The sequence below is a fragment of the Pseudomonas sp. MWU13-2862 genome (genome assembly GCF_023242495.1).
GTDB classification, from domain to species: domain Bacteria; phylum Pseudomonadota; class Gammaproteobacteria; order Pseudomonadales; family Pseudomonadaceae; genus Aquipseudomonas; species Aquipseudomonas gingeri_D.
The window spans coordinates 1-15,880 of the sequence record NZ_JALMEZ010000013.1 but is presented as its reverse complement, the minus strand read 5'-3'; the positions used below and the strand labels follow the sequence as shown (position 1 = coordinate 15,880).

The window sequence follows — 15,880 nt, the reverse complement described above, 5'->3', positions numbered from 1 at the left end:
ACAGTCGCGATCTCTCACTCCGTGATGGCGCGTTGATACCCCTTCGACCGCCGAACCAGACCAGGCAAATGGCGCACAATGACCTCTAAAAATACTCCAGCCAACGCAGTATCCGATCTGATAGCGCCCACGGTCGCGGAAAAACCCTACAAGGCCTATTCAACTCCCCGTCCGCTGTCGACTCAGCAATACCTGTATTTCACCGAAACCAACACCGACCGCATCCTCGACAACCTCGACGGCCTGCGCGACATGGTGTTCCCCCGCTCGCCCCATACCGAAGGCGAAAGCGAGGCGCGCCGCGAGCAGGAATTCCCATCGGTATGCCTGATCGGCCTGGGTCGCTGCGGTTCGAACATTGCCCTGGACGTCGCGGAACTGGTGTACAACGCCCGCAAGTTCTACCTCAACGAGTTCAACAACGAAGACAAGGTCAGCGACAAGGGCTACCGTCCGGCGCAATGGATCCGCAACAACCTGCGCCTGGTACAGAACAAATCCGCCAAACCGGTGTTCCTGGTGGAGCCGCTGGTGATGCTCGGCGACCTGGACAAGGACATCGCCGGGCGCATCCGTTTCTCGCGCAAGGGTGAGAAAAGCGGTTTTATCCGCGACTACAGCAAGATGAAGATCATGGACCTGTCGGAAGTCCATGCCGGTGGTGCGGGCAACGCGCCGATCCTCGGCCAATACCTGGCCAAGATCATCCTGAACAAGGACACCCAGCGTTTCTCCAGCCCCGACTGGAAGATGATCCATTCGTACCTGATCGACTCCTGCGGCATCAAGGCCAACCAGTCACGCCTGTACTTTTCGATCTTCAGCGCCGGCGGCGGTACCGGTTCAGGCATGGCCTCGGAATTCGGCCTGGCCCAGCAATACTCCTACATGAACAAGACCTTCGACACCAAGCCGGCCGACGAGCACGACAGCAAGAGCGGCCACTCCTTCGTGTTCGAACCGATCTTCACCAGCGGCATCTGCGTACTGCCGAATATTTCCGACCACCGCAGTGAAATGTCCGAAGCACTGCACATCAACGCCGGTCGCCTGCTCTGCAAGTACCTGTCCGAAGAGTGGGACTTCTCGTACAACTTCGACAATGACGACAGCAGCGAAGCCAGCGTCATGGGCCGTATTCGCCCATGGAACGCGATGATGCTGATCTCCAACGACATCATGCGTTATGCCGAAGAAAGCGATGACGGCAACATCCAGAACATTGATGTCAATGCCATGGAGAAACACGCCAACCAATACATCTCCCAGCAGATCTTCAACATCCTGACCGCCCAGGCGGTAACCACTGACTACGACCAGAACTATTTCCGGCGTGCCGGCATCGACATCGGCGAGACCATTCGCCTGGATGCCAACGACCTGTTTATGAGCCTGGCCGGCCCGGTGGCGATTGCCTACGCCGAATCCGTGGTACCGGAACAGCCGGCGCCCACCGGCGACAAGTTCAAAGTGTTCGAGAAAGAACCCCAGCGGCTGAATATCGACGACCTGTTCTTCCGCTCCATCGACCTACCGCACTTCAACAAAGTGACCCAGGCGATCGAAGGCATCAGCCTGCTGCCGATCGAGTCCAAGCGCTATCGCGCGGCCCTCGACCAGTACAAGACCTCGGGCTACGACGCCGCGGCGCTGCACGACCTGCACTTCTTCAAGAACTGCTCGTCGGTGGTCTCGATCGTCTCCCTGCCCAAGGACTACAAACTGTCCTATATGGACCTGAACCGGCTCAAGACCCACCTCAACAGCCTGTTCCCCAACACCACGCTCAAGCGCTACGCCCTGGTGATCGGAGCCTCGGCGAACCTGTCGCTGACCACCCTGATCGCCAAGAGCCCGTGCCTGTCGGACGACTTCCTGACCCTGATCGTGGCTTTTATCAAACGTTGCTTTGCACGTAACCCGTACCGTTTCGACGATACGCTGGACAACTCGATGCTGGACTTCATCACCCGCGATGAGTTCGACGAAGACAGCCTCGACGAGTTGCTCAACGAGTTCGAAAACCCGGCGAAAATCCTCGATACCAACTGGTACGCGATCAAGCCGATGTACGAGAAGAAGTACCGCGAACTGATCAACGACAAGGAAAAGTTCGTCTCGATCAACGATATCCGCCTGTCCCGCGACTGCGTGAAGAAGGCGATCAAGTACCTGCGCGAGATCTACCGTCACCGCATCGGCAAGACCAAGGTCATTTCGCTGAACAACCACACCGGCAAGACCGAGTACTAGAAAAGCTCCCACGAGCCGCAAGCCATTGGCTGGCGACTCGTGGGGTGCATCTGTCTCTGTGCATTTTCTCCACGGGCAAACTGCCATTACTGCGCAACGCAGTTACTGACCTACACACCGGCAAGCTATAAACGCACAAGGGTTATGCACTATTAGTGGGCGCTGAATTATTTTGTTGCTCTTTCCTGGATCATCACCCAGGGCGAAACCACCACCGCCCACAACTCCGGATCGCGTTCGAAAAGATCCAGCGCCCGCGACTCAGACACCTTGGCGAGCTCCCCGCTCGCCAGCCATGCGGCGACTTTCCCAGCCTGGTTCTCGGCCACGGCCTCGGCGGCGGCGATCAGATCCAGTGCCGGCTCGACCCACAATAGGGCACCCCGGGCAAAGAACGGTTGCAGCTCTTCCCAGCGAATAGATGCAGTTTCACCAAGCAGCTTGGCATAGAGGGTGCTAGGTTCTTGAATCATGGGGTTCCACCTGAGAAAAAATCGGCGCAATCATAACGTCGAGGCTCGCTTGGAAACACCCAGATGAAACTGAAGGGGTGATCGAGGGGATGGAAGGCGCCAGGGATTGCAGCTGAAAGCTAGCAACATCCAGACAAAAATCTGCATGATAATCTGCCGCTATTCTGTCTCTTTCTTTCACTTAAGCGACATATCTCGATTTTGCCTCCGGCTGCCCGCTATCCAATCGATGAGGGCGCACACTAAACTGTATCGGTACAGTTGCCGGGGCAAGAACCGGGATATCGGCGTTAAATCTGACCCGGTCCCACAGCTCCGGCCGTAGGACTCTAAAAACTACAACAGCAAGAGTGGAGCACTAATGACTAAGCAGATTTCCAAACTGTTCGCCGCTATGGTTCTGGCCGGGGTTGCCAGCCATTCTTTCGCTGCAGACACCATCAAGATCGGCATTGCCGGCCCGAAAACCGGCCCTGTGACCCAATATGGCGACATGCAGTTCATGGGCGCGAAAATGGCCATCGAACAGATCAACGCCAAGGGCGGCGTCGACGGCAAGATGCTCGAAGCCAAGGAATACGACGATGCGTGCGACCCTAAACAGGCCGTAGCCGTGGCCAACAAAGTGGTCAACGACGGCGTCAAATTCGTAGTCGGTCACCTCTGCTCCAGCTCTACCCAACCGGCTTCGGATATCTACGAAGACGAAGGCGTGATCATGATCACTCCGGCTGCCACCAGCCCGGAAATCACCGCTCGCGGCTACAAGATGGTGTTCCGTACCATCGGCCTGGACAGCGCCCAGGGCCCTGCCGCCGGTAACTACATCGCCGATCACGTCAAACCGAAAATCGTTGCTGTCCTGCACGACAAACAGCAATACGGTGAAGGCATCGCCACCGCGGTCAAGCAGACCCTCGAGAAGAAAGGCGTGAAGGTTGCCGTCTTCGAAGGCCTGAACGCCGGCGACAAGGACTTCTCCTCGATCATCCAGAAACTCAAGCAAGCCAACGTCGACTTCGTCTACTACGGCGGCTACCACCCGGAACTGGGCCTGATCCTGCGTCAGTCCAAGGAAAAAGGCCTGAACGCCAAGTTCATGGGTCCAGAAGGCGTCGGCAACGACTCCATCTCGCAAATTGCCCAGGACGCTTCCGAAGGCCTGCTGGTGACCCTGCCGAAGTCCTTCGACCAGGATCCGGCCAACAAGGCCCTGGTAGATGCGTTTGCGGCCAAGAAAGAAGACCCGACCGGCCCATTCGTATTCCCGGCCTACTCGGCTGTGGAAGTCATCGCCGAAGGCATCAAGGCCGCTAAGAGCGAAGACACCGCCAAGGTGGCAGCCGCCATCCACGCCGGTACCTTCAAGACTCCGACTGGCGACCTCAGCTTCGACGCGAAGGGCGACCTGAAGGACTTCAAGTTCGTGGTCTACCAATGGCACTTCGGCAAACCGAAAACCGAAGCATCCCCTCAGTAAGCCAGGCCTGACCGGTCAAGAAGCCCACTGTGCAAGCAGTGGGCTTTGTTTTACGAGGTTTATGGGCCCGACACCCGCGATCCGGGAGCTGGCTCACCTGAAAATCTTAAAACCGTCACCAGCGGTTCGCTGGCAAACGCTCGTGCCGACGTGGCCACAGACCACGGCACCGGGCCGGAACATGACTCCACCAGTGAAATGCGTATCGGGTTTTTAGGAGCGCTGTAATGCCTGAGATCTATCACTTCTTCCAACAGCTGGTTAATGGCCTGACCATTGGCAGCACCTATGCCTTGATTGCCATTGGCTACACAATGGTTTACGGCATTATTGGAATGATCAACTTCGCCCATGGCGAGGTGTACATGATTGGTTCCTACGTGGCCTTCATTGCCCTTGCCGGGCTGGCCATGCTGGGTATCCACTCACTGCCGCTGTTGATGACCGCCGCGTTTATCGCGTCGATCGTCGTGACCAGTGCCTATGGCTACAGTATCGAGCGCGTTGCCTATCGCCCCTTGCGTGGCAGCAACCGCCTGATACCGCTGATTTCCGCCATCGGCATGTCGATTTTCCTGCAGAACACCGTACTGCTGTCCCAGGACTCCAAGGACAAGTCCATCCCCAACCTGATCCCGGGGAGCTTCTCCTTCGGTCCAGGCGGCGCAGAGGAAGTGCTGATTTCCTACATGCAGATCCTGGTATTCGTCGTCACCCTGGTGGCCATGACCGGACTGACGCTGTTCATCTCCCGTTCACGCCTGGGCCGCGCCTGCCGCGCTTGCGCCGAAGACATCAAGATGGCCAACCTGCTGGGTATCAACACCAACAACATCATCGCCCTGACCTTCGTCATCGGCGCCGCCCTCGCGGCGGTAGCGGCCGTGCTGCTGAGCATGCAATACGGCGTGATCAACCCCAACGCGGGCTTCCTCGTGGGCCTGAAAGCCTTTACCGCGGCAGTCCTGGGCGGCATCGGCAGTATTCCGGGCGCCATGCTCGGCGGGCTGGTGCTGGGGGTGGCCGAAGCCTTTGGCGCCGACATCTTCGGCGACCAGTACAAAGACGTAGTGGCATTCGGTCTTTTGGTTCTGGTGCTGTTGTTCCGGCCGACCGGCATCCTGGGCCGTCCGGAGGTTGAGAAAGTATGACTAAATATCTCAAATCAGCGCTGTTCAGCGCCTTGCTGGTGTGGGCAGTAGCGTTCCCAGTACTCGGGCTCAAGCTGAGTATCGTCGGGATCAACCTCGAAGTGGAGGGCACGGGTCCCGTCACCCTGGGCATCATCGCCCTGTGCTCGATCCTGATGTTCCTGCGGGTGCTCTTCAGCCAGCAGTTCAGTGCAATGTTCAAGTCGAACCGTGGTCCGCTGGTTTCGCCCAAGGTCGGCCAGTTCCTGACCCTGCCGCGCACCCAGCGCTGGATCATCATCGGCCTGATCGTGACCGCGTTGATCTGGCCGTTCTTCGGCTCGCGCGGCGCGGTCGACATCGCCACCCTGATCCTGATCTACGTGCTACTGGGCCTGGGCCTGAACATCGTGGTCGGCCTGGCCGGCCTGCTCGACCTGGGTTATGTCGGCTTCTACGCGGTAGGCGCCTACACCTACGCACTGCTGTCGCACTACTTCGGCTGGAGCTTCTGGATCTGCCTGCCGCTCGCCGGCCTGATGTCGGCCACTTTCGGCTTCCTGCTGGGCTTCCCGGTCTTGCGCTTGCGCGGTGACTACCTGGCCATCGTAACCCTGGGCTTCGGGGAAATCATCCGGCTGTTCCTGCGTAACCTCACCGACCTCACCGGCGGCCCCAACGGCATCAGCAACATTCCCAAGCCGACCTTCTTCGGGCTGTCGTTCGAACGTAGCGCCGCAGAGGGCGCGCGGACCTTCCACGAATTCTTCGGGTTGGCCTACAACCCGGTGAACAAGGTGGTGTTCCTGTACCTGGTGGCCCTGTTGCTGGCCTTGCTGGCGTTGTTCGTGATCAATCGCCTGCTGCGCATGCCCATCGGCCGCGCCTGGGAAGCATTGCGTGAAGACGAAATCGCCTGCCGTGCATTGGGCCTGAATCCGACCGTGATCAAGCTCTCGGCCTTCACCCTGGGCGCCTGCTTCGCCGGTTTCGCTGGCAGCTTCTTCGCCGCGCGCCAAGGCCTGGTGACGCCGGAGTCGTTCACCTTCATCGAGTCGGCGATCATTCTCGCCATCGTCGTGCTGGGTGGCATGGGCTCGCAACTGGGGGTGATCCTTGCCGCCGTGGTGATGATCCTGCTGCCGGAGCTAATGCGTGACTTCAGCGAATACCGCATGTTGATGTTCGGCGCCCTGATGGTGTTGATGATGATCTGGCGTCCACAAGGTCTGCTGCCCATGCAACGTCCTCACATGGAGCTGCGTAAATGAGCCGTGAGATCCTGAAAGTAACCGACCTGAGCATGCGCTTCGGTGGTCTCCTGGCAGTCAATGGCGTGGCCCTGACCGTCCAGGAAAAACAAGTGGTGGCCTTGATCGGCCCGAACGGCGCCGGCAAGACCACGGTGTTCAACTGCCTGACCGGGTTCTACAAGCCGAGTGCCGGCAGCATCCTGCTCGACGGCCAGCCGATCCAGGGCCTGGCCGGCCATGAGATTGCCCGCAAGGGCGTGGTACGGACCTTCCAGAACGTGCGTCTGTTCAAGGACATGACCGCAGTGGAAAACCTGCTGATCGCCCAGCACCGGCACCTGAACACCAACTTCCTCGCCGGCCTGTTCAAGACCCCATCGTTCCGCAAGAGCGAACGCGAAGCCATGGAATACGCCGAGTACTGGCTGGACAAGGTCAACCTGACCGAGTTCGCCAACCGCCCGGCGGGCACCCTGGCCTATGGTCAGCAACGTCGCCTGGAAATCGCCCGCTGCATGATGACCCGCCCGCGGATCCTCATGCTCGACGAACCCGCGGCCGGCCTGAACCCGCGGGAAACCGACGACCTCAAGGCGCTGATCAGTGTGCTGCGTGAGGAACACAACGTCACGGTGCTGCTGATCGAGCACGACATGAAGCTGGTCATGAGCATTTCCGACCATATCGTCGTGATCAACCAGGGCACACCGTTGGCCGACGGCACGCCACAACAGATCCGCGACAATCCCGACGTGATCAAAGCCTACCTGGGGGAAGCGTAAATGCTGCAATTCGAAAACGTTTCCACCTTCTACGGCAAGATCCAGGCCCTGCACAGTGTCAACGTGGAGGTTCGCCAGGGTGAAATCGTCACCCTGATCGGTGCCAACGGCGCGGGCAAATCGACGCTGCTGATGACCCTGTGCGGTTCACCGCAGGCCCATAGCGGCAGTATCCGCTACCTGGGCGAAGAGCTGGTGGGGCAGGAATCTTCGCAGATCATGCGCAAAAGCATCGCGGTGGTGCCGGAAGGCCGTCGTGTGTTCTCCCGCCTGACCGTGGAAGAAAACCTCTCCATGGGCGGCTTTTTCACCGACAAGGGCGATTATCAGGAGCAGATGGACAAAGTCCTGGGACTGTTCCCACGTCTCAAGGAACGTTTCAACCAGCGCGGCGGCACCATGTCCGGCGGTGAACAGCAGATGCTCGCCATTGGCCGGGCGCTGATGAGCAAGCCGAAACTGTTGCTGCTGGACGAACCGTCCCTGGGTCTGGCGCCGATCATCATCCAGCAGATCTTCGATATCATCGAACAGCTGCGCAAGGACGGTGTGACGGTGTTCCTGGTGGAACAGAACGCCAACCAGGCACTGAAAATCGCCGACCGTGCCTATGTGCTGGAAAACGGCCGGGTGGTGATGGAAGGCAGCGGCAACGACCTGCTGACCGATCCTAAGGTGCGTGAAGCGTATCTGGGCGGTTGATGCCCCGGCGAAACCCGCAAAGCCCCGATTTATCGGGGCTTTTCTTTGACCGACGAAACATCGGGAAAGCCTTGCCGGGTACCGCCGCGAAAAATAGTCGATTATTTTTGCCGCAGGCTGTAACAACCACTAGCCTCGAGGCTCAAGTAAAGCAAGAAAGCAATGAAACCCAACCAACCCCTGCTTTCATCATTGAAGACACATCGGAGATCGACCATGAGCACTTCCACTACCCGTACCCTGTCCGCCGCCACCCTCGCCCTGGCCCTCGGTTCTGCCCTGAGCATGGCGGCATTGCCGATGAGTGCCCACGCCGCCGACGGCGTGGAAAAATGCTTCGGTGTGGCCATGGCAGGCAAGAACGATTGCGCCGCAGGTCCCGGTACCACCTGCGCCGGAACTTCGACCAAAGACTTCCAGGCCAACTCCTGGAAGTCCGTGCCAAAAGGTACCTGCTTGAGCACTAAAAGCGAGACCTCGCCCACTGGCAAGGGTCAGCTGGAAGCCTTCACCCCCAAGGCCTGATCAACCAGAGCCCTGCCACCCGTCAGCCTGAGCGCCGAAGATGCCCATGTCACTGCAACCCATCCCTCTTCACCGCGCTCAGGCCCTCGGGCCCGGGCTCCCGCCCCGTGCCGGGCTGGGGCTCAAGACCGAGCATTTTCAGACGGTACTCGAAACGCGCCCCGACCTCGGTTTCTTCGAGGTCCACGCCGAAAACTACATGGTCGCCGGCGGGCCGTTTCATCATTACCTGGGTTTGATCCGCGAACAGTATCCGCTGTCGTTGCATGGCGTCGGTTTGTCCATTGGTGCCGAAGGCCCATTGGACAGCGAGCACCTGAAGCGCCTGGCGACACTGATCGAGCGCTATCAACCCCAATCCTTTTCCGAACACCTGGCCTGGTCGACCCACGGCCCGGTGTTTCTCAACGACTTGCTGCCGCTGGCCTACGACCACGCCACCTTGCAGCGGGTCTGCGAGCATGTCGACCAGGTGCAAAGCACCTTGAAACGTCCGATGTTGCTGGAGAACCCGGCGACTTACCTGCAATTCCAGCGCTCGACCCTGGACGAAGCGGACTTCATCAGCGAAATCATCCGCCGCACCGGTTGTGGGCTGCTGCTGGACGTGAACAACGTCTACGTCTCCAGTATCAACCACCAGCGCGATCCGCTTGCCTACATTGAGGCCCTGCCGCTGCACGCCGTGGGAGAAATCCATCTGGCCGGCTTTGCCGAAGATGCCGATAGCCTCGGTGACCGTCTGCTGATCGACGATCACGGCGCCCCCATCGACCAGGCGGTCTGGGCCCTTTATCAACAGGTGCTGGCGAAGATCGGGCCGATGGCGACCCTGATCGAACGCGACAACCGGCTCCCCGCCTTCGCCGTGCTCCTGGCCGAAGCCGGGCAGGCCGAGGAATTGCTGAAACAGGCCGAGGTGAGAACATGAGCGACCAGGCCAGCTTCAGCGCCGCGCTGCTCGACCCGCAGTTGCCTTGCCCACCCGGCCTGTGCAGCCGCAACGGGGCCGACCCGGCCAGTCGTTTCGCGGTGTATCGCAACAATGTCCAGAGTTCGCTGATCAACGCCCTGGCGGACAGCTACCCGGTGGTCATGGCCCTGGTCGGCGAGGAGTTCTTCCGTGCCATGGCCGGCCTTTATATCCAGCACTTCCCGCCCACCAGCCCGATCCTCAACGACTACGGCCAGGACTTCGACAGTTTCATCCAGGGCTTCGCCCCGGCGGCGAGCGTGCCTTACCTGGCCGACGTGGCCCGCCTTGAGCGCTTGCGGATCAACGCCTATCACGCCGCCGATGCAACGCCCCTGAGTCCGGAACAGATTGGCGTTTACCTCGCCGATCCCGAGGCCCTCAATCGCCTGCAGGTTCACCTGCACCCCAGCGTCGCCGTGCTGAATTCGTCCCATGCGGTCGTGTCGTTATGGGAGGCCCATCAAGGCGAAGGCCATCTGGAACAGCTCGACCCGTCGCAAGCCGAAGCCGCACTGGTCCTGCGCCTGAACTGGCGGGTCGAGGTGTTCAAGATCGATATCGGCACCCTGGTATTTATCCAGAGCCTGCAAAACGACTGTCCGCTGGAGTTGGCCCTTGCCTACGCTTATGACGCCAGCACTGCGTTCGATCCGAGCCATGCCCTTGCCCTGTTGATTCGCTACAGCGCCATCATCCACCTGCACCCAGAACAAAAGGCCCGCCCATGAACACTCACACTCAATCGCAGAACCCCATCGCGCGCCTGATCGGGCGGATCATCCAGCTCTTCGAGATGATCCCCTACAGCCTGATTGCCTTTGTCGCACGCTTCTCCATCGCAGCCGTGTTCTGGAAGTCCGGACAGACCAAGGTCGAGGGCTTTGCCGTGGACCTGATCTCCGGCACATTCGATATCGGCCTGCCGCGCCTGGCCGACTCCACCATCCCGCTGTTCGCCAGCGAGTACAAGGTGCCGTTGCTGTCGCCGGAAGTGGCCGCCCATCTGTCCGCGTTTGGCGAACATTTTTTCCCGGTACTGATCCTGCTGGGGTTCGCCACGCGCTTTTCGGCATTGGCGCTGTTCGGCATGACCCTGACCATCCAGCTGTTCGTCTACCCGAATGCCTACCCGACCCACGGCACCTGGATGGCTATCCTGCTGCTGTTGATGGCCAAGGGACCGGGTGTGTTCTCCATCGATCACTTGATCGCCAAGCGTTATCGCTGAAGCCGCTCCAAGGCCTCGCCGCTACGCTTGAACCAGCCGATCAGATAGTCGGCCAACACCTGCGTACGGCGCGGCAGGCCGCCCTGGTAAGGGTGCACCAGATATAGCGGCATATCGCGGGTACGGTAGTCGCGCAACAGCCAGCGCAGACGGCCATCAGCCAGTTCCGCGGGCAGGACGTAGGACGGCAGGCGGGCGATACCGGCGCCCACCAGTGCCGCTTTCTTCAGCAAGTTGTAGTGATTGCTGGCAAAGGGGCCACCCACCCGCACCCGTAGCAGCTCATGCTGCCGGTGGTATTGCCACTCCTCGCGGCCACTGTAGTGGCTATTGAGCAGACAACGGTGATTGGCCAGCTCCTGGGGCGTCTGCGGCTCGCCGTAACGTTCCAGATAGGCCGGGCTGGCACAGGTCAGTTCGTTCATCACCAGCAATGGCCGAGCCACCAGGCGTTCGTCGTTGCCGACTTCGGTGCGAATCGCCAGATCGAAGCCCTCGCGGGCCAGATCGCGGAAACCGTTGTTCAGGTCCAGCTCGATCTGGACATCGGGATAATCCCGGGAAAACTCCAGCAACAAGCCATCAAAAAAGGTTTCCCCCAGGGACACCGGCACGGTCATGCGCACGGGACCGGCGATATCGTCCTTGAGCCGGGCCAGGGCCTGATGCGCCCGCTCCACTTGCACCACCAGCGCCTGGGCCTGGGGCAACAAGGCCGCACCGGCGGCGGTGAGGCTCAGGCGCCGCGTCGTGCGGTGCAACAACACCACCGAGAACTGCGCCTCCAGTTGGCTGATGCGCTTGGATAACTGCCCCTTGCTGCAGCCCAGTTGCTGGGCGGCCAAGGTAAAGCTGCCCGCCTCGACCAATACTGCGAACGCCGCCAGATCATCCATCTCGCTCACTGGATTGTTTCCAAAAGAAAACCAAAGGTTGCCTATTAGCGCGCTTATCAATGGAAAAATCCACTCTAGACTGAAAGCTCAATCACCCACTGGAGGAACCGCACCATGAAAATCCTATTGATTGGCGCCCACGGCACCATCGGCTCGGCCGTGGCAGAGGAACTGGGCCAGCGTCACGAGATCATCAAGATCGGCCGCAACAGCGGTGACCTGCACGTGGACATCAGCGACAGCGCGTCGATTCGCAAGCTGTTCGAGCAAACCGGCAAGTTCGATGGATTGGTCTGCGCCGCCGGTAACGTGAACTTCGTGCCGTTGGCCGAGATGAGCGAGAAGGACTTTGCGCTGGGTCTGCAGGACAAATTGATGGGCCAGGTCAACCTGGTGCTGATCGGTCGCGAGTACGCCAACGACGGCGCCTCGTTCACCCTGACCAGTGGCATTCTGAACCGCGATCCGATCCGTACCGGTGCCTCGGCCAGCCTGGTCAACGGGGCCATCGACGGCTTCGTCAAGGCCGCCGCCATCGAGTTGCCGCGCGGTCTGCGGGTGAACTCCATCAGCCCGAACGTGCTGGTGGAAGCCATGGGCAGCTATGCGCCGTACTTCCGTGGATTCAAGCCGGTGCCGGCGGCAGATGTGGCCTTGGCCTACGCCAAGAGCGTGGAAGGACTGCAGACGGGTCAGACCTACTACGTCGGTTGAATGTCGGCGAGGTTTTTGTCGACCTTCAGGACCTCTTCGCGGGCAAGCCCTGCTCCTACAGGTTTGTGTCGTACGCAAAACTTGTGATCGGCACCAAACTGTAGGAGCAGGGCTTGCCCGCGAAAGGGCCCCTGAGAACGCCGCAAAACCCATGGGAGCGGGTCTCAAGGCTTGTGCAGCTCTCCTGGCCTGAGTAACGTGGCGGCACTTGCCAGGAGACCCCACGATGCGCGTTGCCCGTTCCTTGATGATTTTCGCCCTGCCGCTGTTCGCCGCCGGCTGCCAGATGCTTGCACCGGCCACCTCGCATCCCACGGCGGGCCTGAGCCGGATGCAAGGCGAACTCACCAGCGTCGATGGCAAGCTGATGTTCCAGCCCTGCCAGGAACAGCGTCGCTTTGTCGTCAGCGACAGCGGCAACACCAGCGTCCTGCAGCAGGCCGCCAGCCTGTCCGGTCCGTCTGGCAAGCTGTTCGCCGACCTGCGCGGCAAGTTTTCCTCCAGCACGACCGACGGCAGCGACGGCCAGTTGAACCTGCAACAGTACTACCGCCTGGAACGCGGCACCGCCAGTTGCGACGAGCCCAACTTCAAATTCCAGACCGTGATTGCCAGCGGCCACAGCCCGGAATGGAGCCTGAAGGTCGGCGGCAACGGCATGATACTCGAACGCGAAAACCAGCCGCCCCTGGCCCTGCCCTATCTGGAAGAACAACTGGGTGACGGGCGCTTCAGCCTGAGCAGCGAAGCCAATGCCCAGCACATCGAGCTGTGGGTCGCGCCGCAGTCCTGCGTCGACAGCAGCACCGGCAGCGTGCGCCACCTGAGCGCCGAACTGCGGGTCAACGGCCAGGTCCAGCGTGGCTGCGGCTATTTCGGCGGCGCCCGTAACGACTGATTCGACGAGCTGCTGTTTTAGCCTCACGGAATCTGGCCGTTGGGGCTTATAATCACCGGTTTGATGTAAAGCCGGCGCGCCCGCGTGGCCCGCACACTGGACCCTGTCATGTTACGAATCACCGAACTCAAGCTGCCGATCGACCATCCCGACGAAGACCTGCGCCCGGCCATCGTCCAGCGCCTGGGCATCGCCAGCGATGACCTGCTCGATTTCACCTTGTTCAAGCGCAGCTACGACGCCCGCAAGAAGTCCTCCGAGCTCTGCTTCATCTACACCATCGACCTGTCGGCCCATGGCGAAGACGCGCTGCTGAAAAAGTTCGCCGAGGACCGCAATGTCAACCCGGCCCCGGACGTCAGCTACAAGGTGGTCGGCCAGGCGCCGGCCGATCTGCAGGAGCGTCCCGTGGTCGTCGGCTTCGGCCCCTGCGGGATCTTCGCCGGTCTGCTGCTGGCGCAGATGGGCTTCAAGCCGATCATCCTCGAACGCGGCAAGGAAGTGCGCGAGCGGACCAAGGACACCTGGGGCCTGTGGCGTAAAAGCGTGCTCAACCCCGAGTCCAACGTGCAGTTCGGCGAAGGCGGCGCCGGGACCTTCTCCGACGGCAAGCTCTACAGCCAGATCAAGGACCCGAACCACCACGGCCGCAAGGTCCTGCACGAGTTCGTCAAGGCCGGCGCGCCGGAAGAAATCCTCTACGTCAGCAAACCGCATATCGGCACCTTCCGCCTCACCGGCGTGGTGGAGAACATGCGCCAGCAGATCAAAGCCCTGGGCGGCGAAGTGCGCTTCCAGCAGCGGGTCACCGATGTGCTGATCGACGACGGCCAACTGACCGGCGTGCAGCTCGACAGCGGCGAACAGATCCACTCCCGGCACGTGATCATGGCCCTGGGTCATAGCGCCCGCGACACCTTCCGCATGCTCCACGGCCGTGGCGTGTACATGGAAGCCAAGCCGTTCTCGGTGGGTTTCCGTATCGAACACCCGCAATCGCTGATCGACCGCGCGCGCCTGGGCAAATACGCCGGGCACCCGAAACTCGGTGCGGCCGACTACAAGCTGGTGCACCACGCCAAGAACGGCCGTTCGGTCTACAGCTTCTGCATGTGCCCGGGCGGCACCGTGGTGGCGGCAACCTCCGAGCCGAACCGGGTGGTCACCAACGGCATGAGCCAATACTCGCGCAACGAGCGCAATGCCAACTCCGGGATCGTCGTCGGCATCACCCCGGAAGTCGACTATCCGGGTGGCCCGCTGGCCGGTATCGAGCTGCAGGAGCGCCTGGAGTCCCACGCCTTTATCCTCGGTGGCAGCAACTACGAAGCCCCGGCGCAACTGGTCGGTGACTTTATCGCCGGCAAGCCTTCCACCGCCCTGGGCAGTGTGGAACCGTCCTACAAGCCAGGCGTGGCCCTCGGCGATCTGGCCCTGGCGCTGCCGGACTTCGCCATCGAAGCCATTCGCGAAGCCTTGCCGGCGTTCGAACGGCAGATCAAGGGCTATTCCCTGCATGACGCGGTGCTGACCGGGATTGAAACCCGTACCTCCTCGCCGCTGCGCATGACCCGTAACGAGTCGATGCAGAGCCTGAACGTCAAGGGCCTGTTCCCGGCGGGTGAAGGCGCCGGTTATGCCGGCGGGATCCTCTCGGCGGGTGTCGACGGTATCCGTATCGCCGAAGCCGTGGCCCGGGACATGCTGGGGATCGGCGCCTGAGGGGCCGGACCATGACCTATAGCGTCTCCCCCATCGGTTTCGTGCGCTCCTGCTTCAAGGAGAAGTTCGCCATTCCGCGCCAGCCACAGCTGGCGCCGGCTGCCCGCGGAGTTCTGGAGCTGGTCGCGCCGTTCGACCAGGGCGAGGCCGTACAGGGGCTGGAGCAGGTCAGTCATGTCTGGCTGCTGTTCCTGTTCCATCAGGCCCTGGAAGACAAACCACGCTTGAAGGTGCGCCCGCCGCGCCTGGGGGGCAACCAGTCCATGGGGGTCTTCGCCACCCGGGCGACCCACCGGCCGAACGGTATCGGCCAGTCGGTGGTCAAACTGGACCGGGTCGAGGCCCAGCGCCTGTGGATCTCCGGCATAGATCTGCTGGATGGCACGCCGATTCTCGATATCAAGCCGTATGTCCCCTACGCCGACATCATCCCTGGCGCCGTCAATGCCATCGCCAGTGCCGCGCCTGCGCTGATTCCCGTGCTGTGGACGGAGGGTGCACTGCAACAGGCCCATGACCATGCTCAGCGCCTTGAAGAGCCCCTGGTCGAACTGATCGAGCAATGCCTGGCCCAGGACCCGCGTCCGGCTTATCAGAAGCCAACCCCGGAACGGGAATATGGCGCCCAGTTCTGGGATCTGGATGTACGCTGGCATTACCCGGAAACCGGGACGATACGCGTACTGGAAGTGATCCCCGCCCGCTAGAAACGCCAGAAACACAGAAGCCCGCGCTGCCTTTCCAGGCAACGCGGGCTTTTTGTTTCAACGCCGACGCTTTTTTCTGTAGGAGCAAGCTTGCTCGCGATGAACGATGACGCGGTGTACCTGAAAAACCGCGCTGCCTGC

The 15,880-nt window shown here is 60.9% G+C and carries 16 protein-coding genes; 14 read left to right on the top strand and 2 right to left on the bottom strand.

Annotated features, from left to right (window positions below; all coding sequences use genetic code 11):
- Nucleotides 1-78 precede the first annotated feature (78 nt).
- Nucleotides 79-2,253: a hypothetical protein gene (locus M5C56_RS22295; RefSeq protein ID WP_103496321.1), complete on the top strand. Its 2,175-nt coding sequence runs from the start codon at nt 79-81 to the stop codon at nt 2,251-2,253.
- 167 nt (nt 2,254-2,420) lie between these two features.
- Here M5C56_RS22295 and M5C56_RS22290 read toward each other — a convergent pair whose 3' ends face one another.
- Nucleotides 2,421-2,726 (bottom strand): DUF2288 domain-containing protein, encoded by a 306-nt coding sequence (locus M5C56_RS22290; RefSeq protein ID WP_103496320.1) that lies wholly within the window; start codon nt 2,724-2,726, stop codon nt 2,421-2,423.
- Nucleotides 2,727-3,087: 361 nt separating this feature from the next.
- Between M5C56_RS22290 and M5C56_RS22285 the strand changes: the two genes are divergently transcribed.
- From M5C56_RS22285 to M5C56_RS22245, 9 genes are all read left to right on the top strand, one after another.
- Nucleotides 3,088-4,206 (top strand): branched-chain amino acid ABC transporter substrate-binding protein, encoded by a 1,119-nt coding sequence (locus tag M5C56_RS22285; RefSeq protein ID WP_103496319.1) that lies wholly within the window; start codon nt 3,088-3,090, stop codon nt 4,204-4,206.
- A gap of 227 nt (nt 4,207-4,433) precedes the next feature.
- Nucleotides 4,434-5,357: a high-affinity branched-chain amino acid ABC transporter permease LivH gene (livH, locus tag M5C56_RS22280; protein WP_103496317.1), complete on the top strand. Its 924-nt coding sequence runs from the start codon at nt 4,434-4,436 to the stop codon at nt 5,355-5,357.
- Nucleotides 5,354-6,607 carry a high-affinity branched-chain amino acid ABC transporter permease LivM gene (locus tag M5C56_RS22275; RefSeq protein ID WP_103496316.1) on the top strand — a complete coding sequence of 418 codons (1,254 nt, stop codon included), beginning with the start codon at nt 5,354-5,356 and terminating at the stop codon, nt 6,605-6,607. Before livH ends, M5C56_RS22275 begins: the two co-directional genes overlap by 4 nt.
- Complete coding sequence (livG, locus tag M5C56_RS22270; RefSeq protein WP_103496315.1) at nt 6,604-7,371, top strand: high-affinity branched-chain amino acid ABC transporter ATP-binding protein LivG; 768 nt, start codon at nt 6,604-6,606, stop codon at nt 7,369-7,371. The genes M5C56_RS22275 and livG overlap by 4 nt, the downstream gene beginning before the upstream one ends.
- A complete protein-coding gene (locus M5C56_RS22265) occupies nt 7,372-8,073 on the top strand; it encodes an ABC transporter ATP-binding protein (RefSeq protein ID WP_103496314.1) in 702 nt (233 codons plus the stop codon). It begins immediately after the preceding gene.
- Nucleotides 8,074-8,289: 216 nt separating this feature from the next.
- On the top strand, nt 8,290-8,598 hold the full coding sequence (locus M5C56_RS22260) for a DUF2282 domain-containing protein (RefSeq protein WP_103496313.1): 309 nt from the start codon (nt 8,290-8,292) through the stop codon (nt 8,596-8,598).
- Between the two features lie 46 nt (nt 8,599-8,644).
- Nucleotides 8,645-9,529 carry a DUF692 domain-containing protein gene (locus tag M5C56_RS22255; protein WP_103496370.1) on the top strand — a complete coding sequence of 295 codons (885 nt, stop codon included), beginning with the start codon at nt 8,645-8,647 and terminating at the stop codon, nt 9,527-9,529.
- Entirely contained in the window at nt 9,526-10,302 is a 777-nt protein-coding gene (locus M5C56_RS22250; protein ID WP_103496312.1) for a DNA-binding domain-containing protein, read from the top strand. The genes M5C56_RS22255 and M5C56_RS22250 overlap by 4 nt, the downstream gene beginning before the upstream one ends.
- Nucleotides 10,299-10,802, top strand: a complete 504-nt coding sequence (locus M5C56_RS22245) for a DoxX family protein (protein ID WP_103496311.1) — start codon at nt 10,299-10,301, stop codon at nt 10,800-10,802. The genes M5C56_RS22250 and M5C56_RS22245 overlap by 4 nt, the downstream gene beginning before the upstream one ends.
- On the opposite strand, the gene M5C56_RS22240 is transcribed toward M5C56_RS22245, so the two are convergent.
- Nucleotides 10,793-11,707 carry a LysR family transcriptional regulator gene (locus M5C56_RS22240; RefSeq protein ID WP_103496310.1) on the bottom strand — a complete coding sequence of 305 codons (915 nt, stop codon included), beginning with the start codon at nt 11,705-11,707 and terminating at the stop codon, nt 10,793-10,795. The two genes, M5C56_RS22245 and M5C56_RS22240, sit on opposite strands and share 10 nt — an antisense overlap.
- Before the next feature lie 105 nt (nt 11,708-11,812).
- On the opposite strand from M5C56_RS22240, the gene M5C56_RS22235 reads away from it, so the two are divergent.
- From M5C56_RS22235 to tsaA, 4 genes are all read left to right on the top strand, one after another.
- The gene (locus M5C56_RS22235; RefSeq protein ID WP_247263321.1) at nt 11,813-12,412 is read left to right on the top strand and encodes a short chain dehydrogenase; all 600 of its coding nucleotides are present in this window, start codon (nt 11,813-11,815) and stop codon (nt 12,410-12,412) included.
- Nucleotides 12,413-12,638: 226 nt separating this feature from the next.
- Nucleotides 12,639-13,310, top strand: coding sequence for a hypothetical protein (locus tag M5C56_RS22230; protein ID WP_103499715.1), 672 nt, complete (start codon nt 12,639-12,641; stop codon nt 13,308-13,310).
- A 108-nt stretch (nt 13,311-13,418) separates the two neighbouring features.
- Nucleotides 13,419-15,032: an NAD(P)/FAD-dependent oxidoreductase gene (locus M5C56_RS22225; protein ID WP_103499714.1), complete on the top strand. Its 1,614-nt coding sequence runs from the start codon at nt 13,419-13,421 to the stop codon at nt 15,030-15,032.
- Nucleotides 15,033-15,043: 11 nt separating this feature from the next.
- Nucleotides 15,044-15,739 (top strand): tRNA (N6-threonylcarbamoyladenosine(37)-N6)-methyltransferase TrmO, encoded by a 696-nt coding sequence (gene tsaA / locus M5C56_RS22220; protein ID WP_103499713.1) that lies wholly within the window; start codon nt 15,044-15,046, stop codon nt 15,737-15,739.
- Nucleotides 15,740-15,880: the final 141 nt, after the last annotated feature.